The sequence below is a fragment of the Burkholderia sp. A2 genome, from assembly GCF_001729305.1.
In the GTDB taxonomy this organism is placed as follows: Bacteria; Pseudomonadota; Gammaproteobacteria; order Burkholderiales; family Burkholderiaceae; genus Burkholderia; species Burkholderia sola.
Genome location: NZ_LZXX01000110.1, coordinates 32477 through 47884, shown reverse-complemented (window position 1 = coordinate 47884; position 15408 = coordinate 32477). Strand labels below are relative to the sequence as shown.

Annotated in this window: 16 protein-coding genes and 4 tRNA genes; 10 read left to right on the top strand and 10 right to left on the bottom strand. The window is 65.1% G+C overall.

Annotation, left to right across the window (positions count from 1 at the left end; genetic code table 11):
• Positions 1-63: 63 nt before the first annotated feature.
• Both efp and earP read right to left on the bottom strand, forming a co-directional pair.
• Positions 64-621: an elongation factor P gene (gene efp / locus A9Z05_RS25470; RefSeq protein WP_044844759.1), complete on the bottom strand. Its 558-nt coding sequence runs from the start codon at positions 619-621 to the stop codon at positions 64-66.
• 137 nt (positions 622-758) lie between these two features.
• Positions 759-1952 (bottom strand): elongation factor P maturation arginine rhamnosyltransferase EarP, encoded by a 1194-nt coding sequence (gene earP, locus A9Z05_RS25465; protein ID WP_069620543.1) that lies wholly within the window; start codon positions 1950-1952, stop codon positions 759-761.
• 76 nt (positions 1953-2028) lie between these two features.
• On the opposite strand from earP, the gene uvrC reads away from it, so the two are divergent.
• The 6 genes from uvrC (at position 2029) to A9Z05_RS25435 (ending at position 5396) form a co-directional block, all read left to right on the top strand.
• Positions 2029-4074 (top strand): excinuclease ABC subunit UvrC, encoded by a 2046-nt coding sequence (gene uvrC, locus A9Z05_RS25460; protein WP_069620542.1) that lies wholly within the window; start codon positions 2029-2031, stop codon positions 4072-4074.
• Between the two features lie 90 nt (positions 4075-4164).
• The gene (pgsA, locus tag A9Z05_RS25455) at positions 4165-4752 is read left to right on the top strand and encodes a CDP-diacylglycerol--glycerol-3-phosphate 3-phosphatidyltransferase (protein WP_069620541.1); all 588 of its coding nucleotides are present in this window, start codon (positions 4165-4167) and stop codon (positions 4750-4752) included.
• Between the two features lie 140 nt (positions 4753-4892).
• Positions 4893-4968 (top strand) — tRNA-Gly (locus A9Z05_RS25450).
• A gap of 53 nt (positions 4969-5021) precedes the next feature.
• A tRNA-Gly gene (locus A9Z05_RS25445) sits at positions 5022-5097 on the top strand.
• Positions 5098-5148: 51 nt separating this feature from the next.
• Positions 5149-5224 (top strand) — tRNA-Gly (locus tag A9Z05_RS25440).
• A gap of 98 nt (positions 5225-5322) precedes the next feature.
• Positions 5323-5396: transfer RNA gene (locus A9Z05_RS25435), tRNA-Cys, on the top strand.
• Between the two features lie 841 nt (positions 5397-6237).
• Here A9Z05_RS25435 and A9Z05_RS35285 read toward each other — a convergent pair.
• The 3 genes from A9Z05_RS35285 to A9Z05_RS25425 all read right to left on the bottom strand — a co-directional run bounded on the left by A9Z05_RS35285 (position 6238) and on the right by A9Z05_RS25425 (position 8748).
• Entirely contained in the window at positions 6238-6468 is a 231-nt protein-coding gene (locus A9Z05_RS35285) for a hypothetical protein (protein WP_084044431.1), read from the bottom strand.
• Positions 6469-7529: 1061 nt separating this feature from the next.
• Positions 7530-8078 carry a GNAT family N-acetyltransferase gene (locus A9Z05_RS25430; protein WP_069620540.1) on the bottom strand — a complete coding sequence of 183 codons (549 nt, stop codon included), beginning with the start codon at positions 8076-8078 and terminating at the stop codon, positions 7530-7532.
• Positions 8079-8127: 49 nt separating this feature from the next.
• A complete protein-coding gene (locus A9Z05_RS25425) occupies positions 8128-8748 on the bottom strand; it encodes a helix-turn-helix domain-containing protein (RefSeq protein WP_069620539.1) in 621 nt (206 codons plus the stop codon).
• 144 nt (positions 8749-8892) lie between these two features.
• Between A9Z05_RS25425 and A9Z05_RS25420 the strand changes: the two genes are divergently transcribed.
• Together A9Z05_RS25420 and map are read left to right on the top strand one after the other, a co-directional pair.
• Entirely contained in the window at positions 8893-9129 is a 237-nt protein-coding gene (locus A9Z05_RS25420; RefSeq protein WP_069620538.1) for a ParD-like family protein, read from the top strand.
• Positions 9129-9935 (top strand): type I methionyl aminopeptidase, encoded by an 807-nt coding sequence (gene map / locus A9Z05_RS25415; protein ID WP_069620537.1) that lies wholly within the window; start codon positions 9129-9131, stop codon positions 9933-9935. Before A9Z05_RS25420 ends, map begins: the two co-directional genes overlap by 1 nt.
• Before the next feature lie 95 nt (positions 9936-10030).
• Here the strand turns inward: map and A9Z05_RS25410 are convergent, their stop codons facing one another.
• Together A9Z05_RS25410 and A9Z05_RS25405 are read right to left on the bottom strand one after the other, a co-directional pair.
• Entirely contained in the window at positions 10031-10534 is a 504-nt protein-coding gene (locus tag A9Z05_RS25410; RefSeq protein ID WP_069620536.1) for a GAF domain-containing protein, read from the bottom strand.
• A 103-nt stretch (positions 10535-10637) separates the two neighbouring features.
• A complete protein-coding gene (locus A9Z05_RS25405; RefSeq protein ID WP_069620535.1) occupies positions 10638-11555 on the bottom strand; it encodes a LysR family transcriptional regulator in 918 nt (305 codons plus the stop codon).
• 111 nt (positions 11556-11666) lie between these two features.
• Between A9Z05_RS25405 and A9Z05_RS25400 the strand changes: the two genes are divergently transcribed.
• Together A9Z05_RS25400 and A9Z05_RS25395 are read left to right on the top strand one after the other, a co-directional pair.
• Positions 11667-12533 (top strand): pirin family protein, encoded by an 867-nt coding sequence (locus tag A9Z05_RS25400; protein WP_069620534.1) that lies wholly within the window; start codon positions 11667-11669, stop codon positions 12531-12533.
• Between the two features lie 133 nt (positions 12534-12666).
• The gene (locus A9Z05_RS25395) at positions 12667-13158 is read left to right on the top strand and encodes a GNAT family N-acetyltransferase (RefSeq protein WP_069620533.1); all 492 of its coding nucleotides are present in this window, start codon (positions 12667-12669) and stop codon (positions 13156-13158) included.
• A 22-nt stretch (positions 13159-13180) separates the two neighbouring features.
• On the opposite strand, the gene A9Z05_RS25390 is transcribed toward A9Z05_RS25395, so the two are convergent.
• The 3 genes from A9Z05_RS25390 to A9Z05_RS25380 are packed head-to-tail and all read right to left on the bottom strand — an operon-like array spanning position 13181 to position 15151.
• The gene (locus A9Z05_RS25390) at positions 13181-14050 is read right to left on the bottom strand and encodes a cytochrome c oxidase assembly protein (RefSeq protein ID WP_069620532.1); all 870 of its coding nucleotides are present in this window, start codon (positions 14048-14050) and stop codon (positions 13181-13183) included.
• A gap of 10 nt (positions 14051-14060) precedes the next feature.
• A complete protein-coding gene (locus A9Z05_RS25385) occupies positions 14061-14507 on the bottom strand; it encodes a copper chaperone PCu(A)C (protein ID WP_069620531.1) in 447 nt (148 codons plus the stop codon).
• A gap of 8 nt (positions 14508-14515) precedes the next feature.
• The gene (locus tag A9Z05_RS25380; protein WP_069620530.1) at positions 14516-15151 is read right to left on the bottom strand and encodes an SCO family protein; all 636 of its coding nucleotides are present in this window, start codon (positions 15149-15151) and stop codon (positions 14516-14518) included.
• Between the last annotated feature and the right edge of the window lie 257 nt (positions 15152-15408).

Here is a 15408-nt window from a genome sequence, read left to right as displayed (position 1 = left end):
TGACGCCAGACAAACAAAAAGCGCCCCGAAGGGCGCTTTGTTCGATGCGGGTATCGCCGACGATTACGCGCGGCTGCGGTATTCGTTCGTGCGCGTATCGATTTCGATCTTGTCGCCGGTGTTGCAGAACAGCGGCACTTGCAGTTCGAAGCCGGTCGCCAGCTTCGCGTTCTTCAGCACCTTGCCCGACGACGTGTCGCCCTTCACGGCCGGTTCCGTGTAGGTGATTTCGCGAACGAGGATCGTCGGCAGTTCGACCGAGATCGCCTTCTCGTTGTAGAACACGACTTCGCAAGCCATGCCGTCTTCGAGATAGTTCAGCGCTTCGCCCATCATTTCGGCTTCGACTTCGTACTGGTTGTAGTCGGCGTCCATGAACACGTACATCGGGTCGGCGAAGTACGAGTACGTCACTTCCTTGCGGTCGAGCACGACGACGTCGAACTTGTCGTCAGCCTTGTAGACCGATTCCTGACCTGCGTTCGTCAGCAGGTTCTTCATCTTCATCTTGACGACGGCCGAGTTACGGCCCGACTTGTTGTATTCCGCCTTTGCGATGACCCATGCTTCGCTGCCGATCTGCACGACGTTGCCTACGCGGAGTTCCTGTGCGGTCTTCATAAAAACTGTCCTGATCCAATCAAATAAATAAGTGCCTGAGCGTTGCGCAACGGCTGACGGCGCAAGCGGCGGGGCGTTCCGGTGGGCGCCAAGTGCCCATGCGCGAGCGCTTGCGTGGTCAGCCGTCGGATAACCGCTTATTTTAACTGAGATTTTGCGTATTCCGCCAGCTTTCCCGCGAGATCGCCGACGGCCGCGAGCGCATCGGCCCAGCGAAGTGCATTGGCGTCCAGCGCGGCGCGGTGTTGCCAGAAATCCGCCCAGTCGGGCGTGCCGGCACCGTTCCATGCATGCCAGAACCGTTCGAGCGCCGCGCGCGGCGCATCGGCGAGGCCGGCCGACAGGTGCGCGAGCGCGGCGTCGAGCTTGGGCAGATGCACGTCGTCGGCCTGCGGGTAGATGTGCCAGACGAACGGCTTGCGCGCCCACTGCGCGCGCACGAACGAATCCTCGCCGCGCACGAAATTGAGATCGGCGATCCACAGCAGCGGGTCGTAGTCGGCCTGCGGCACGAACGCGAGGCCATGGGTGCTCAGGTTGCCGCTGCGCGCCTGCGCTCCCGCCTCGAACGCTTCGACCCCGAAAAAACGCGCGACGGCGGGCGACAGGCGCCCGGCCGGGACGAGGGCGACGATGGGCGACGGACCGTCGCGCCACTGCGCGAGCAGCGCGTCGACGGCCGGGTTCTCATAGGCGAACAGGCTGACGACCGTCGTGCCGGGCGCCGGCGGCGGGCCGCCGGTCGCGTGCTGCCACCATGCGGCGCGGGCTGCCGGATCGGCGTCGAAGGTCGCGCGGCGCGCGTCCAGGTCGCGCTCCTTCGGCACGCCGCCGGTGCCGGCCGACAGGCCCGGGAAGAAGAACGTCTTCAGCAGCGGGTAGCGCGGATGCGGCGACGGCCGCAAATGAAAATCGGCGACCCAGTCCTCGGCGCTCAGGTATTCGAGGTTGATCCACACGGGGCGCCGTGCGCGCCGCGCCATCGCCGCGAGATACGGGCCGGGCAGCTCGCACCCGAATGCCTCGATCACGACATCGGCGATGTCGAGCGCGTCGCCGACTTCCGCATGCCAGTGCTCGATCGCGATCGCGTCGACCGTTTGCCGCTCCGCGTCGGGATCGACCTGCGGCAGCAGGCGCGCGAACGTGTGCAGATCGTCGACGAACAGCCGAACCTGCCAGCCGTGCTCGTGCGCGAGCTGGCGCGCGACGCGCCAGCACACGCCGATGTCGCCGAAATTGTCGATCACCGCGCAGAAGAGGTCGCAGGCGATCGGTTCGCCCGGCGCGAGCGGGACGGCGGAGAGGGGGGCAGCGGCGGGGCGTGGCATCGAAGCGGACGGGTGAATGCTCTAAACTGGCGATTCTAATAGACCCGTTCCGCGTTACAAGGCGCCCGGATCACGCATGACATCGCCAGAAGCCTCCGATACTCCGTTCGAACCAAAGAAGATCCTTGCGCAGTTGCCGCACATGCCGGGCGTCTATCGCTATTACGACACGGCGGGCGCCGTGCTCTACGTCGGCAAGGCGCGCGACCTGAAAAAGCGCGTGTCGAGCTATTTCACGAAGACGCAACTGTCGCCGCGCATCGCGATGATGGTCACGCGCATCGCGCGCATCGAAACGACCGTCACGCGCTCGGAAGCCGAAGCGCTGCTGCTCGAGAACAACCTGATCAAGGCGCTCGCGCCGCGTTACAACATCCTGTTTCGCGACGACAAGTCGTATCCGTACCTGAAACTCACCGCGCACCGCTTTCCGCGGATGGCCTACTACCGCGGCTCGGTCGACAAGCAGAACCAGTACTTCGGGCCGTTCCCGAGCGCATGGGCCGTGCGCGAAAGCATCCAGATCCTGCAGCGCGTGTTCCAGTTGCGGACCTGCGAGGACTCGGTCTTCAACAACCGCACGCGGCCGTGCCTGCTGCATCAGATCGGGCGTTGCACCGCACCGTGCGTCGGCGCGATCTCCGACGAGGATTACGCGGTCGACGTGTCGAACGCCGCGCGGTTCCTGCTTGGCCGGCAGTCCGAAGTGATGAAGGAACTCGAGCAGAAGATGCACGCGTTCGCGGCCGAGCTGAAATTCGAGCAGGCGGCGGCCGTGCGCAACCAGATGAGCTCGCTCGCGACGGTGCTGCACCAGCAGGCGATCGAGGTCGGCAGCGACAGCGACGTCGACATCCTGGCCGTCGTCGCGCTGGGCGGGCGCGTGTGCGTGAACCTCGCGATGGTGCGCGGCGGCCGGCACCTCGGCGACAAGGCGTATTTCCCGACGCATGTCGAAAGCGCACTGACGCTCGCCGAGGGCGGTCTCGGCGAAGAGGCCGAGACGGCGGAGGCGGCCGGTGCGACGGTCGACTCGCCGGTCGATGCGGGGCCGGATCAGCCTGCGGAAGAGGCGGGCAGCGCGCGCGGCGCGGCGGCAGCGTCGGTCGAGGCCGAGGTGCTCGATGCGTTCATCGCGCAACACTATCTGGGCAACCGCGTGCCGCCCGTGCTCGTCGTCAGCCATGCGCCGGCGAGCCGCGACCTGCTGGAGCTGCTGTCCGAGCAGGCCGGCTACAAGGTGTCGCTGGTGCGGCAGCCGCAGGGGCAGCGGCGCGCCTGGCTGTCGATGGCAGAGCAGAACGCGCGGCTCGCGCTCGCGCGACTGCTGTCCGAGCAGGGGTCGCAACAGGCGCGCACGCGCGCGCTGGCGGACACGCTCAGCTACGACAGCGACGATCTCGCGACGCTGCGCATCGAATGCTTCGACATCAGCCATACGATGGGCGAGGCGACGCAGGCGTCGTGCGTCGTCTATCACCATCACAAGATGCAGTCGAGCGAATACCGCCGCTACAACATCACGGGCATCACGCCGGGCGACGATTACGCAGCGATGCGGCAGGTGCTCACGCGCCGCTACGAGAAGATGGTCGAGCAGGCCGCGCAGGCGGCGGCCGCCGACGAAGCGGCCGGCATCGACGGCGAATCGACGCGCGAGGCCGAGGCGTCGAGCCTGCTGCCGAACATCGTGCTGATCGACGGCGGCAAGGGCCAGGTCGAGATCGCGCGGCAGGTATTCACCGAGCTCGGTCTCGACACGTCGATGCTGGTCGGCGTCGCGAAAGGCGAGGGGCGCAAGGTCGGCCTCGAAACGCTCGTGTTCGCGGACGGCCGCGCGCCGCTCGAACTCGGCAAGGAGAGCGCCGCGCTGATGCTCGTCGCGCAGATCCGCGACGAGGCGCACCGCTTCGCGATCACCGGCATGCGGGCGAAGCGGGCGAAGGCGCGTCAGACGTCGCGGCTCGAAGAGCTCGAAGGCGTCGGCGCGAAGCGCCGGCAGCGGCTGCTCGCGCGCTTCGGCGGGCTGCGCGGCGTGGTGGCCGCGAGTGTCGAGGAACTGGCGAGCGTCGAAGGCATTTCGCACGCGCTCGCCGAGCAGATCTACAAGCAGCTCCACTGACGCGGCCGTGCGGCCGGCGGCGTTGCCAGCGTTCTTGTGGCAGGCCGGTCGACACGGCACAATTGCGAATCCTTTACTGTCCCGCATGCCATGCCGTTCAATTTCCCGATTTTCCTGACGTGGGTACGGATCGTGCTGATTCCGCTCGTCGTCGGCGTGTTCTACCTGCCGGACACGGTGATGGGCGGCGCGCACCGCAATCTTGCGGCGGCGGCGATCTTCATTCTCGCCGCGCTGACCGACTGGTTCGACGGCTTCCTTGCGCGCAAGTGGAACCAGACGTCGTCGTTCGGCGCGTTTCTCGACCCGGTGGCGGACAAGCTGATGGTGACGGCCGCGCTGCTGATCCTCGTGCAGATTTCGCGGGTCGACGCGGCGATCGCGCTCGTGATCGTCGGTCGCGAGATCGCGATTTCGGCGCTGCGAGAATGGATGGCGCAGATCGGCGCGTCGAAGAGCGTCGCGGTGAACCAGCTGGGCAAGTTCAAGACCGCGTGCCAGATGGTCGCGATTCCGATGCTGCTGTTCCACGGGCCGCTGCCGCTCGGCGTCGTGACGATCGATACGCGCGTGTGGGGCGAGTGGCTGATGTATCTGGCCGCGGTGCTGACCATCTGGTCGATGCTGTACTACATGAAGCTCGCATGGCCCCAGATTCGCGAGCGTGGCGGCGCGTGACGCGCGCGCCTGCTCGGCGGCGGTTTTTGTAAAAAGGGCTGGAAAAGCTCTTGACACACGAATGTGCCTTCGACATAATCTCGCTTCTCCGCTGCACGACGAATTAAGTGTGTGACGGGGAAGCAGTAGCGCAGCAATACGCGGGAGTAGCTCAGTTGGTAGAGCGCAACCTTGCCAAGGTTGAGGTCGCGAGTTCGAGACTCGTCTCCCGCTCCAGATTTTTTCTGGCAGCGTGTTGGTCGGCAAAGCGCTGCAGATGCAGGACACATGCGGGAGTAGCTCAGTTGGTAGAGCGCAACCTTGCCAAGGTTGAGGTCGCGAGTTCGAGACTCGTCTCCCGCTCCAGATTTTTCTGGCAGCGTGTTGGTCGGCGAAGCGCTGCAGGTGCAGGACAATGCGGGAGTAGCTCAGTTGGTAGAGCGCAACCTTGCCAAGGTTGAGGTCGCGAGTTCGAGACTCGTCTCCCGCTCCAGTAATGGGGAAGCCACGCTTCCCTTTTTATTTGATGGACTTCCGGTCCTCGAATAAAAATCTGCCGCTTGCCTCACGGCATTCGGACAGTCCGCTTTTGGCGCGATAGCAAAGCGGTTATGCAGCGGCCTGCAAAGCCGTTTAGGCCGGTTCGACTCCGGCTCGCGCCTCCAAGTAGAACAAGATAAAGCCCTGATTCGTCAGGGCTTTTCTTTTTTCTGCGTCGCTTTCATTCTCGTCAGTCAATCACCCCGAGCAGTACAAAGCTGCCTCGAACCATTCAAGAGGCGCGCGTAACCACGCCTGCGGGCGCAACATTGGCTCGGGCATGGTCCAGCAACGGGCACCGTTCCTTAACGCATCGGGTTTCAGCGTTACTGGGCGGACGTAGTGACGCCGGTCGTCGCGTTACCCGAGCCGACGTCGTCGAGAACGTCGCGGACGACCAGGCGGCGGTCGCGCTGCGCTCCAACTTCGGGCGCACATGCGGAGTTCCGGCACGAGGGGTTGTTCGAGCGTCATTTCTTGGAGGTGACTGCGCTTCGGCCGTCGCGCAACTCGTCCCATGCCGAGCGTTGGCAGAACTCGGCCAACCCGTCCGGAGGTCTTTCTATGGCAGGACTCGACCGTGCGACCGTAATATCGGAAGACGCTAAAAGATCCCTGCCACAACGAGGGCAGTGGCAGGGGGCTGCGAACGCACCGTTTAGGCACGAGATAAAGGCGCGCCACAAATATAAAAGCAGTCGTTGGGATGTTAAATAATTACGCCATTCTTCCTGCTATTGCATCGTCCGGGCAGGCAGCCTGATTTCGAGGGCGATTGACCATCGATCTCGTCGCGATGGATCGCTACGTGCCAATCGACGTAGGCGGTATCGACGGAAAATCTCCGGAAAACCAGGGCGGGTCACAGGAAGATTCCCGTGCCGTTCGGTTCAGGCCGGCGAAAATGCCGGCATCGTTGAAATTCGAGCAATCACGCCTGAAGTCGCCCCTCGATACCGGGGCCCGTCAATCGTTCACGTTCTCGCAGCTCTTCGGGCCTTCGCCCCAGCTCTTTCCGCCCCCGTTCGTGCACTGGCGTTTGGTATATTGCTCGGGCAACTGACCTTTCGGCAGCTTTCCGTCGGCAGGGCAATTGTGATGGTAATAGCAAAAGGATTTTTCGGCGGCGCTGGCTTCGCCGTTGAACACAAGGCAGGCCATCAAGGTCGGGAAGAGAATCTTGGCAATGGTTCGCATGTCAATTGTCCGGATCGGAAAATTTTGAGTAACAAGATAGCGCCGTAACGGCGCCTATCTCTCGCATAACGAGGGCGCGTAGCCGTTTAGTTGCCCTGTTTTCGCCAGCCACTTGCTGGCCATGTTTGTGTTTTGCCACACTCGGTCCATGGATGGCTTGATTTTTTACATAAGCGCCTCCGCGATCCGCGATTGACGGTCCGATACTCTTTGGCAGACAAAATGCACGCATCCGAGATTCGGGCTGTATATTTTTAGCAAGTGTCCAGCGCTCGTGCCCGGCAAATGTTTTTCGTCAGCAATAGGTCTTTCCACCCCTGTTGGCGGCCGTCTGGGGTTCTGGTGAAATTTCTCGATAATTTTAAAAAGTGGTGCCGTAATGATCTTCATGTGGCGGGCAATAATCGTGCATCCCCGTCAGATCATATTAGGAAATTTCCTTAAATAAGGTATGGCAACCTCTCTATCGTTTACCCCTAGGCATCGATTTCCCGATTTTTTATATCCAATTAAATTGAATGTTTCTCTCTTGGGAGTGGAGATTATTTTTGTCAGCACTGAGTGTTGTGTTTTCGGCTTTGAACTCAGGTGCCGATCACGATATCTGCATCAGACGTACTTGCATGAACGACCTCTGTTGCGCATCTAAAGACGGTGGCCGCAGTAAATGCTAACCGTCGCATCTTGCGTCGATTATATTTCCACGTAAAAGAAGGCGACAATCAAGGTGGATGCTCGATAAATAAGAATACGGCTGCCGTTGCCGCTCTGCTGAAAATTGCCCGTGCCGCGCGCGTTGTTACACAGTGCGTCGAGAGACTGGTCAGGGGAGGCCGTCTCGTGGCAAAGAGATGCGGATAGGTGGGCGTAGGTCGTGGCGTCGATTTATGCGCCGACCGGGGAAGTTATTTGGGTAACCCGGGTTGCCCAGCGGCCCTGACGAGCAGGCGAGCAGTTCGCCTTCCTGCCGGGACGAGGTGTTTGCGGCACGCTTGCGCGCTATACGTCTCAGTGTCGCTTGGTGGCCGTCGCGCACGGAGCATGCGATGGCCGCAAGGCAATTACCCATCCACCGGCTGCACCGGTGTGTCGAGCTTCAATTGATAGAACGCCGCATCGAGCCAGCGGCCGAACTTGAATCCCGCCTCCGCGATCGTGCCCGAGTGCCTGAACCCCAATTTCGTATGCAGTGCGATGCTGCCGGCATTGGTCGCGTCGATGCAGCCGACCAGCACGTGGACCTGTGCTTCGCGCGCACGCTGCACCACTTCGCGCAGCAGCAGTTCGCCGAGCCCGCGACCGCGCTGATCCTTGCGCACGTAGACGCTGTGTTCGACCGTGTACTTGAACGCCGGAAACGCGCGGAACGTACCCCAGCTCGCGAAACCGAGCAGCGTGCCCGCTGCGTCGACGGCGCCGATGACCGGAAAGCCGCCCGCGCGCTTCGTCGCGAACCACGCGACCATCGCCTCTGGCGGGCGCGGCCGGTAGTCGTACAGCGCGGTCGAGTTCACGATCGCGTCGTTCAGGATCTCGAGAATGGCCGCCGCGTGTTCGGCCTCGCTGCAATCGATCAGGCGCACGCCGTCGCGCTGTGTCGGGGAATTCATACGGGTTCCTTCCTGTTTGGCTAAACCGGTTGTGCACACGACGCGTGCATTACGCGCTGCGCATGCCGGCGGCGGATGCATCGCAAATCGCGACGACATAGCGCGCGGCATGCGGCGACGGATTGCTGAAGATCAGCGGCTGGTCGAGCCGCATGGCCAGGCAGTCGCCTTCGCGAAGCTCGTGAAGCGTATCGCCGAACGTGACGTCGACGCGGCCGCTGATGATCCACACCTGCTGATGCAGCGCGCTTTCGCGCCCGCCGCTGTCGTACGCGACGCGCGCGCCGGGCGGGAAATCGACCTCGACGAGCTGGATCGGCGACGGCCAGCCGGCCGGCGACAGGTTGCGTCGCACATAGCCGGACGCCGGATCGCGCCATTCGGCCTGCTGCGCGCGCCGTGCGAGCGGCTGGGCGGGCGCGTCGTCCCGGTCGCCGCCGAACAGTCCGGCCAGCGACACGCCGAGGCCGGCCGCGAGCTTGTCGAGCACGACGGCCGTCGGGCTGGCCGACGCGCGTTCGATGAGCGAGATCATCGAACGGCTGACGCCGGAACGCGCGGCCAGCGCGTCGAGCGTGTAGCCTCGGACGGTGCGCAGATCGCGCACGCGCCGGGCAATGCGCTCGTTGATGCCGGTATCGTCGGCGGCGGTGATCGATGATTCTTTCATGATGGATTGATTTTCCAGCAAACTGGAATTTGATGTCAACGGCATTTCCGACCACGGGGGAGTGGCGACGGGCGCGACGGCTTGCCCGGTCGTCGTGCACGGCGTAATATACGAAACAGCTACGTTTCGTTTAATTGGGGATATATGGGCATCATCAAGATTTCCGAGCACATGCACGAGCGGCTGCGCTCGACGAGCACGGCGCTGAGCCGTTCGATCAATGCGCAGGCCGAACATTGGCTGCGCGTCGGGATGCTGGCGGAACTCAATCCGGCACTGTCCTACGGCGACATCTGCAAGATGTTGATCGAGGCCGAGGCGCGGGGCGCCGACGTGGGGCCGGCCGAGACGGTCGCGCAAAGCCTCGAGCAGGTGGCGTAATGGCGAAACGCGAAATTCCGATCCGCGGTGCCGCGGAAATCGCCAGGTCGCGCGAAGCCGCGAAGCTCGCGTCGCAGGTGCTGACGATGATCACCGAGTACGTGAAGCCGGGCGTCACCACCGACGAACTGGATGCGCGCTGTCGCGAATACATCGTCGACGAGTTGGGCGCGATTCCCGCGAACATCGGCTACCACGGCTATCCGAAGACGCTGTGCACGTCGGTGAACCACGTGGTCTGTCACGGCATTCCGACGTCGCGGCCGATGCGTGACGGCGATATCGTGAACCTCGACATCGCGGTGATCAAGGACGGCTGGTTCGGCGATACGAGCCGCATGTATTTCGTCGGCGAACCGAACGAACTCGCGCGGCGGCTCGTCGCGGCGACCTACGAGGCGATGCATGCCGGCATCCGCGCGGTGCGTCCCGGCGCGACGCTCGGCGACGTCGGCTATGCGATCCAGCAGGTTGCCCATCGCGAAGGGTTCAGCGTGGTGCGCGAGTATTGCGGGCACGGCATCGGCGATGTCTATCACGACGAGCCGCAGGTGCTGCATTACGGTCGGCCGGGTACCGGCTTGCCGTTGCGGCCGGGGATGATCTTCACGATCGAGCCGATGCTGAACGCGGGCAAGCGCGACACGCGCGTGCTGGCCGATGGCTGGACGGTCGTCACGACGGACCATTCGCTGTCCGCGCAATGGGAGCACATGGTCGTGGTGACGGAAACGGGCTTCGAGGTGTTGACCGAGGACGCGAAGCCGCAGGCGTGCGCGGCGCTTTCCGGCACGCACGCGGCCTGACGGATGCCGTGCGCCGCAGACGGCGGCGCGGCATTGCAATGAAACGGGCTCCTTCGCGGGGCCCGTGTCGTTTGCGGCGGCCGGCGACGCGACGCTTAACCGCGCACCTTCTGCCACGCGTGTTCGACGAACACGCGGCACAGCGCTTCCATCCCTTTGCGGTCTTCGTCGTCGAAGCGCGCGGCGACCGGGCTGTCGACGTCCCATACGCCGATCAGCGTGCCGTCGCCGGCCACCAGCGGCACGACGATTTCCGATTCGGACGCCGCATCGCACGCGATATGGCCGGGGAAGTCGTGCACGTCGCGCACGACCTGCGTCTCGCGCGTTTGCGCGGCCGTGCCGCACACGCCCTTGCCGAGCGCGATCCGCACGCACGCGGGCTTGCCCTGGAATGGGCCGACCACGAGCTCGGCGCCGTCGAAGAAGTAGAAGCCGGCCCAGTTCAGCCGATCGAGCGAGTGATAGACGAGCGCGGAGAAATTCGCGGCGTTCGCGGTCAGATCGCGTTCGGATTCGACGAGCGCGCGTGCCTGCTCGACGAGCGTCGCGTATTGATCGGCCTTGGAGGCGGTAGGGTCGTTGGACAGCGTGAACATGGCGGGAAAGCGATAGGGGTTGTGAAAATGCGCACTGCGCGTACCGCAGTCTACGGCACGCACGCGCGGTCTGCAGCGCATGGCCGTGGGCGATGCGGCGCGCTCAGTCGGGTTCGAGTTCGGCGAACCGCTCGGCCAGAAAGTCGAGCAGTGCCCGCACCGCGGGCAGCAGCCCGCGGCGCGACGCGAACACCGCGTGCACGATTTCGCGGCGCGGCGCCCAGTCGGACAGCACCGTGACCAGTTCACCGCGCGACACCTCGTCGCGCACCATCATCGTCGGCAACTGCACGACGCCGACGCCTGCGGCGGCGGCCGCGCGCAGCGCGAGCATCCCGCCGGTCACGAAGCGCGGCTGGTGATGGATTTCCGCATGTGCGCCGTCGGGCCCGCGCAGCCGCCACACGTGCGTGGACTGCGGCACGCCGTGGTCGAGGCTCGGCAGGCGCGTCAGATCGGCGGGAACGGCCGGTACCCCATGCTCGCGCAGCAGCGCGGGGCTCGCGACGAGGCACTGGCCGCGCTCGGCGAGCACGCGCAGCGCGAGATCGCTGTCCTCGAGCGGCGGCGGCCGCACGCGGATCGCGACGTCGATTCCTTCGCCAACCACGTCGACGCGCCGATTGGTGGCTTCCAGGTGGATCTCGACGCGCGGACACGCGGCCATGAACGCGGCGATCATCGCGCCGACCAGCGAATCGAGCAGCACGATCGGGCAACTGACCCGCACGATGCCGCGCGGCTCCTCGTGCAGCAGCGCGATCGCCTCGTCGGCGGCGTCGGCCTCGACGAGCATCGCGCGGCAATGCGCGTAATAGGTCTGGCCGACGTCCGTGACCGTGAAGCGGCGCGTCGAACGCTGGATCAGCCGCATCCCGAGCCGCGCCTCGAGCAGCGCGATGCGGCGGCTCAGCTTCGATTTCGGCATGTCCAGCGCGCGCCCGGCCGGCGCGAAGCCGCCGTGTTCGACCACCTGCACGAAGTAGTAGAGATCGTTCAGATCTCGCGCTTTATCGTTCATGAAATGGAACGCTGAGTGCGATTTCGGCAGTCTACCGGATTGATCGTTCCATCTCTATATTGTCACTCACGGATGCGAAACACGGGTTTCGCCGCAATATGGAGAAGGGCAATGAAGAAGATCCAGGGTGTGTACAGTGCGCCGCGCGGCCATTGGGTCGGCGACGGTTTCCCGGTGCGTTCGATGTTCAGCTACCAGTCTCACGGCACGCACCTGAGCCCGTTCCTGCTGCTCGATTACGCCGGCCCGGCGACGTTCGAACCGGCGAGCGCGCCGCGCGGTGTCGGCCAGCATCCGCACCGCGGGTTCGAGACGGTGACGATCGTCTACGACGGCGAAGTCGCGCACCGCGATTCGACCGGCGCGGGCGGCACGATCGGCCCGGGCGACGTGCAGTGGATGACGGCCGCGAGCGGGATCCTGCACGAGGAATTCCACTCGGAGGCGTTCACGAAGCGGGGTGGCCCGCTCGAGATGGTGCAGCTGTGGGTGAACCTGCCCGCCGCGGACAAGATGGGCGCGCCCGGCTACCAGACGCTGCTGAACGCCGATATCCCGGTGGTCGAGCTGCCGGACGGCGCGGGGCGCGCGCGGATCATTGCCGGTGAGTTCGACGGGCGGCGCGGCCCGGCGCGCACGCACACGCCGATCGACGTGTGGGACGTGCGGCTCGTGGCGGGCGGCCATGCGCGGTTCCCGGTCGCCGAAGGACGGACGCTCGCGGTGGTCGTGCTGAGCGGCACCGTGCTGGTGAACGGCGAGACGGTGGCGCGCGAAGCGCAGTTCGTGCAACTCGGCCGCGACGGCAGCGACGTCGAGATCGAAGCGAACGGCGACGCGAAGCTGCTGATCCTGAGCGGCGAGCCGATCGACGAGCCGGTCGTCGGCTACGGCCCGTTCGTGATGAACTCGCAAGCGGAGATCCGCACCGCGATAGAGGACTTCAACAGTGGCCGCTTCGGCCAGATGCCTGCATGACGGCATGACGACCAGGCCCCGCGCGATGCGGGGCTTTTTTTCGCGCGCGGGCAGGCGGTCGCGCGCGATGTGCGCTTCGAGGCATAATCGACGGTTACCGCGCGCCGGCCGGCGCGCCGAATCAGGACCGCACATGAACGCCCCCGCACCCGCCGCATCCCCGAGCGCCGCCGATCTCGACTGGCGCTGGAAACCCTTCGACGCGCTGACGGCGCGCGAAATCTACTCGATCCTCGAGGCGCGCAGCGCCGTATTCGTCGTCGAACAGAACTGCGTGTATCGCGACATCGACGATGCGGACCAGGCCGCGTGGCATCTGGCGGCATTCGATCCGGCCGGCCGCCTGGCCGGCTATCTGCGCGTGCTGCTGCCGGACGCACGGCACACCGACGTGCGCATCGGCCGCGTGCTGACGACCGCCGCGTTTCGCGGCGCGGGCCTCGGCAACGGGTTGCTGTCGCGCGCGCTCGAGCATATCCGCGCGCAATGGCCGGATACGCCGGTGAGCCTGCATGCACAGGCCCACTTGCAGCGCTTCTACGGGGCATTCGGCTTCACGCCGAGTTCGGACGTGCACGACGAGGACGGCATCCCGCACGTGTGGATGAGCAGCGCGCGAGCATGACGCGCGTGACGCGCCGCGACAGTCAGTGCGCGGCGCGCGCGATCGTCGGTTTGTCCGCGCGCTGCGCGGCCCGTTCGCCGATCAGGCGCCCGCGCGCGGACAGCCGCAACCAGTGCCGCAGTGCGATCAGCGCACCGATCACGCTCATCATCGAGCCGGGAATCCACAGCAGCAGGCCGCCGATCTGCTGATCGCGCAGCGGGCTCAGCCACGTGAACGCGCGACCGCAGATCGAGTAGATCGGGTACAGCTCGTGCGGCGTGAAGAAGATCAGCGCGCCGAGCGCGATCTGCGGCGGGATCGCCGCGACGACGATCAGGATCCGGCGGCCCGGCGACAGCCGCGCAGGCGGCGCGGGACGCGGATCGACGACGAGCCACCAGAACAGCAGCCCGTCGATCACCATGCTCCAGTTCATCACGCGATAGAGGCGCCAGTCGAGCATCGCGATGAAGTGGATCGGCGACAGCAGCCAGAAATAGATCAGCCCGACGAACAGCACGACCGCGACGACCGGATGGAACACCACGTCGAGCGTCGCGCGTACCGGCGCCCATGCAAGCGCGGGACGCACGAAGCGCTGCCGCCAGCGGAACGGAATGCCCGCACGGATCGCCGCGCCCGGGTAGGACAGCGCGATGAAGAACGGTCCGAGGTGATGCAGCACGAGGTGCTGCGCGCGGTGCAGGAAGAATTCGTGCTCGAAGAAGTAGTCGAGCCGCGTGTGCAGCGCGATGTAGAGCGCCGTCAGCCCGAACCAGAACGAGAACTGCCGCAGCGGCGACACCTTCGCCTTCTTCGCGCCGCGCGCGAACAGCACGGCGGCCGTCAGCACCGCGATGACCACGGTCGGCGACGGTTCCCACGGATCGAGCCAGTACAGGACGTTCATCGCGCGCGCATTACTTCGTCTTGGCCGGCGATTTCACGGCGAACGGCGCATCGACCGTTTCGCCGTCGGAGAATTTCAGGCGCAGGTGCACTGTGTCGCCCGGCTTGATCGCGTGCTTCGGTTCCTCGAGCATGAAGTGATAGCCGCCCGGCGCGATGTCGACCTTGCCGCGTGCGGGGATCGTCAGCTTGTCGACCATTTCCATCTTCTGCGTCGAGCCGTTCGATACCGTCTGGTGCAGCATCGCCATCCCGTAGTCGGGGCTGTCGACGTCGACGAGGTCGACCGGCTTGTCGCCGGTGTTCACGAGCGTCACGTAGCCGCCCGCGGGCAGCTTGTTCGGCAGCCAGCGCACCCACGCATTCTGCGCGCTGATCGCGCCGGCGGCATACGCGTGCGCGCCGGCGCACAGCGCGGCGACGAGGGCGAACGTCTTGAGGGTCGTTTTCGTGTTCATGGCGGAATTCAGGTCGTGGAGGCAGTGTCGATGATCCGGCGCACATCGGCGGCGATGGCGTCGGGCGAATCGCGATCGGTCGCGAGCAGGCGTGCACGGCCGGTCGCGTCGAAGATGTAGACGGCCGAGCTGTGCGTCACTTCGTAGCCGCCGGACGGATCGCGTTTTTCCATCTGGTACGCGACGCGATAGCGCTTCGCGAGCGATTCGATCTGGCCGTCGGTGCCGGTCAGGCCGCGCGCATGCGCGGCGTCGAACGCGGCGACATAGGACTGCATCGCCTGCGGCGTATCGCGCGCGGGGTCGACCGAGACGAACAGGATGCGCACGTTGTCCGCCTGCGGGCCGAGCTTCGCCAGCACTTCCATCAGCCGCGCCAGCGTTTCGGGGCAGACGTCGGGGCAGTGCGTGTAGCCGAAGTAGACGAGCGCGACGCGGCCGCGGAACGCGTCGGCGTCGACGGGACGGCCGTCGCCCCCCGTCAGCTTGAACGACAGGTCGGGCAGGTGGCCCGTGACGTTGGTCAGGTTCCAGCGCGGCTCGTCGTGCGTGCACGCGGCGAGCGCCACGGCGGCGGCGAGGGCCGCGGCCGTGCGGATGAAGCGGGAGAGGCGCCGGCGCGGCGCGGGACAGGCAGACGGCATCTCAGGGACTGTTTCCATATGGAACGCGCACCCCAAATTAAAAAATATTCTACGGGAATGTCCGAGATTGCCCGTATGGTGGCGTCGCGCGTCGCTTGCTTGGCTCGGCCAAACGGCACTCCTTACTCGTTGCCCTGCGAGCAATCTCGGACATTCGCATGTGCGTTCCATATGGAAACAGTCCCCAGGCTCGATCGGACTCAATGGATAGCCGGCCGGCGCGATGCCATGCGTCGCGCGGCAGGCGGTTGCGACTG